Annotated in this window: 3 protein-coding genes; all 3 read right to left on the bottom strand. The window is 48.1% G+C overall.

The window, feature by feature from the left end; translation table 11 throughout:
* A partial coding sequence (gene fusA / locus ABNT28_RS10575) for an elongation factor G (protein WP_348721572.1) occupies positions 1 to 2,025 on the bottom strand: 2,025 nt, incomplete at its 3' end.
* A 27-nt stretch (positions 2,026 to 2,052) separates the two neighbouring features.
* The gene (rpsG, locus tag ABNT28_RS10580) at positions 2,053 to 2,523 is read right to left on the bottom strand and encodes a 30S ribosomal protein S7 (RefSeq protein WP_348721573.1); all 471 of its coding nucleotides are present in this window, start codon (positions 2,521 to 2,523) and stop codon (positions 2,053 to 2,055) included.
* Positions 2,524 to 2,535: 12 nt separating this feature from the next.
* Positions 2,536 to 2,907: a 30S ribosomal protein S12 gene (gene rpsL, locus ABNT28_RS10585; RefSeq protein WP_348721574.1), complete on the bottom strand. Its 372-nt coding sequence runs from the start codon at positions 2,905 to 2,907 to the stop codon at positions 2,536 to 2,538.
* Between the last annotated feature and the right edge of the window lie 249 nt (positions 2,908 to 3,156).

Here is a 3,156-nt window from a genome sequence, read left to right on the forward strand (position 1 = left end):
ATAACCAAACATATTGGCCAGTGGAACCATTGCATCGATCGCACGGGCATTACCGCGTTGATCCATACCGCCAACCTGACCACGACGGCTATTAAGGTCACCTATAATATCACCCACATAATCTTCAGGGGTTAAAACCTCAACCTTCATCACCGGCTCAAGCAAACGAGGTGCTGCTTTGTCCATTGCTTCGCGGAACGCTGCCCGAGCTGCAATTTCAAAGGCAAGAACGGAGGAGTCAACATCGTGGCTCGCGCCATCAACAAGCTCAACCTTAAAGTCAATCACAGGGAAGCCAGCAATAACGCCTGTTTCCTTAGCCTGCTTCAGACCCTTCTCGACACCTGGAATAAATTCACGTGGTACAGAACCACCAACAACAGAGTTGGAAAACTCAAATCCACCATCAGCAAGCGGCGCAAACCGAAGCTTGATGCGGGCAAACTGCCCAGAACCACCAGACTGCTTCTTGTGTGTGTAATCAACTTCAATTTCACGCGTAATTGTTTCACGATACGCAACCTGAGGTGCGCCGATATTCGCTTCAACCTTAAATTCGCGCTTCAGACGGTCAACAAGAATATCAAGGTGAAGTTCACCCATGCCCCGCATGATGGTCTGACCTGATTCATTATCAGATGATACCTGGAAAGACGGGTCTTCAGCAGCCAGACGCGCAAGCCCCTGAGACATCTTTTCTTGGTCATTCTTTGATTTTGGCTCAACAGCAATCTCGATAACCGGCTCAGGGAAAGACATTGTTTCAAGCACAACCGGATTAGCATTATCGCATAATGTATCGCCAGTTGTTGTATCTTTCATGCCGGCAAGAGCAACGATATCGCCCGCATGTGCAACTTCAATTTCCTCACGGTCATTCGAATGCATCATCATCATCCGACCAACACGCTCACGCTTGCCTTTGGTTGAATTCATCAGCGCATCGCCCTTGTTCAACATGCCTGAATAAACACGAACGAATGTAAGCGAGCCAACAAATGGGTCATTCATGATTTTGAACGCAAGACCGGTGAATGGCAACGCATCATCAGCGCTCCGCTCAATGTCACGTGTTTCTGAATCATCACCTGGCTTAAAGCCCATATAGGCAGGAACATCAAGAGGACCCGGCAGATAATCGATAACAGCATTCAGCATTGTCTGAACGCCCTTATTCTTAAACGCTGAGCCACAGAGCACAGGAACAAAAGACATATTCAATGTACCCTTGCGAATCAGCATCTGGAGTGTTTCCATATCAGGCTCGACGCCCTCTAGGAACTGTTCCATTGCGTCATCATCTTGGTCAACAGCGATTTCAATCAGATGAGCCCGCATTTCATCGGCCTTATCTTTGAATTCAGGACGGATATCACGTAGCTCCCAGCTTGCGCCAAGATCTTCAGACGTCCACACCCATTCCTGCATTGTAATAAGGTTAACCAGACCTGCAAATTCGTTCTCAGCGCCAATCGGCATATGAATTGGCAGAGGTACAGCGCCTGTACGGTCTTGAATCATGTCAACACAATTGAAGAAGTCTGCGCCGATTTTGTCCATCTTATTAACAAAAACAATCCTCGGAACCTTATAACGGTCAGCCTGACGCCATACTGTCTCTGTCTGCGGCTCAACACCGGCATTGGCATCAAGAACACAAACAGCGCCATCAAGAACAGCCAAAGAACGCTCTACTTCGATCGTGAAGTCAACGTGACCTGGTGTATCAATGATGTTGAAACGAAACTTAGCCGCGTCTTTGTCATCACCATGCTCACCTGATGGTGTTTCACCATCTTCGGTGCGGAACCATGAACAGGTAGTCGCAGCAGACGTAATTGTAATACCGCGCTCTTGCTCCTGCTCCATCCAATCCATTGTGGCGTTACCATCATGAACTTCACCAATCTTGTGAGACCGGCCTGTGTAATAAAGTACACGCTCAGTAGTCGTAGTCTTGCCTGCATCAATGTGCGCCATGATGCCGAAATTGCGATAACGCTCAAGTGGATAGTCACGTGACATGGCTTACTCCGCCCAGAAAAATTCTACTTACCAACGATAATGTGAGAACGCACGGTTGGCTTCAGCCATCTTGTGCGTGTCTTCACGTTTTTTAACTGCGTTTCCGCGATTATTTGCGGCATCCATCAACTCACCTGAAAGACGACCAATCATTGTTGTCTCGCCTCGCTTGCGTGAGCTATCGATGAGCCACCGAATAGCAAGAGCCTGAGCACGTTCAGCACGCACTTCAACCGGCACCTGATACGTTGCACCACCAACCCGGCGTGAACGAACCTCAAGGTGAGGTCGGACGTTTTCTAATGCATCATGAAAAATCTTTGTTGGCTCAACACCAGCTTTTGTTTCAATTGACTCAAAAGCGCCATAGACGATTTTTTCAGCAATTGAGCGCTTACCATCATACATCAGGCAAGACATGAATTTGGATACAACAACATCCTTATACTTAGGATCCGGCAGTACTTGGCGTTTTTCAGCTTTACGACGACGTGACATCCCAGCTTCTCCTTATTTGGGGCGCTTGGCGCCGTATTTTGAACGACGCTGGCGACGGTCTGACACACCTTGTGTATCCAACGCGCCACGGATGATGTGATAACGGACACCAGGTAAATCTTTTACCCGGCCACCACGAATAAGAACAACTGAGTGTTCCTGAAGATTATGGCCCTCACCTGGAATGTAGCTTGTTACTTCAAATCCGTTTGTGAGACGAACACGAGCTACCTTACGGAGCGCCGAGTTCGGTTTCTTTGGAGTTGTTGTATACACACGAGTACATACACCGCGCTTTTGCGGGCATGATTCCATCGCAGGGACTTTAGTCCGCGACACTGGACGGTTACGACCGTGACGGATCAGTTGATTAATCGTTGGCATATCTGGCCCTTTTACTGCCTATCCCGAATTTCTTACATAAAAACACGGAAGCACCATGCCCAGTCAGGCTGGTTTTTCCGTTAACATACACTTGATTGCTCAAGCAAAGCTTTGTCCTTGTATATCTGACCTAGCGTCTGGCTACATCGACCGCGTTTTCGCGCTGGTCTTTTATGCGGCCACTACCTAAATCGGCAAGGGTGTGCGGATACTATTTTTTGTCGGCCCATTGGTCAAGTTTTATTTTCT

This window comes from uncultured Candidatus Puniceispirillum sp. (assembly GCF_963979125.1).
Taxonomy (GTDB): Bacteria; Pseudomonadota; Alphaproteobacteria; order Puniceispirillales; family Puniceispirillaceae; genus Puniceispirillum.

What these genes read in the sequence shown, in the direction of transcription:
- rpsG (WP_348721573.1), bottom strand. Translation starts at nt 2,523, where the DNA reads ATGTCACGTCGTCGTAAAGCTGAAAAACGCCAAGTACTGCCGGATCCT.
- rpsL (WP_348721574.1), bottom strand. Translation starts at nt 2,907, where the DNA reads ATGCCAACGATTAATCAACTGATCCGTCACGGTCGTAACCGTCCAGTG.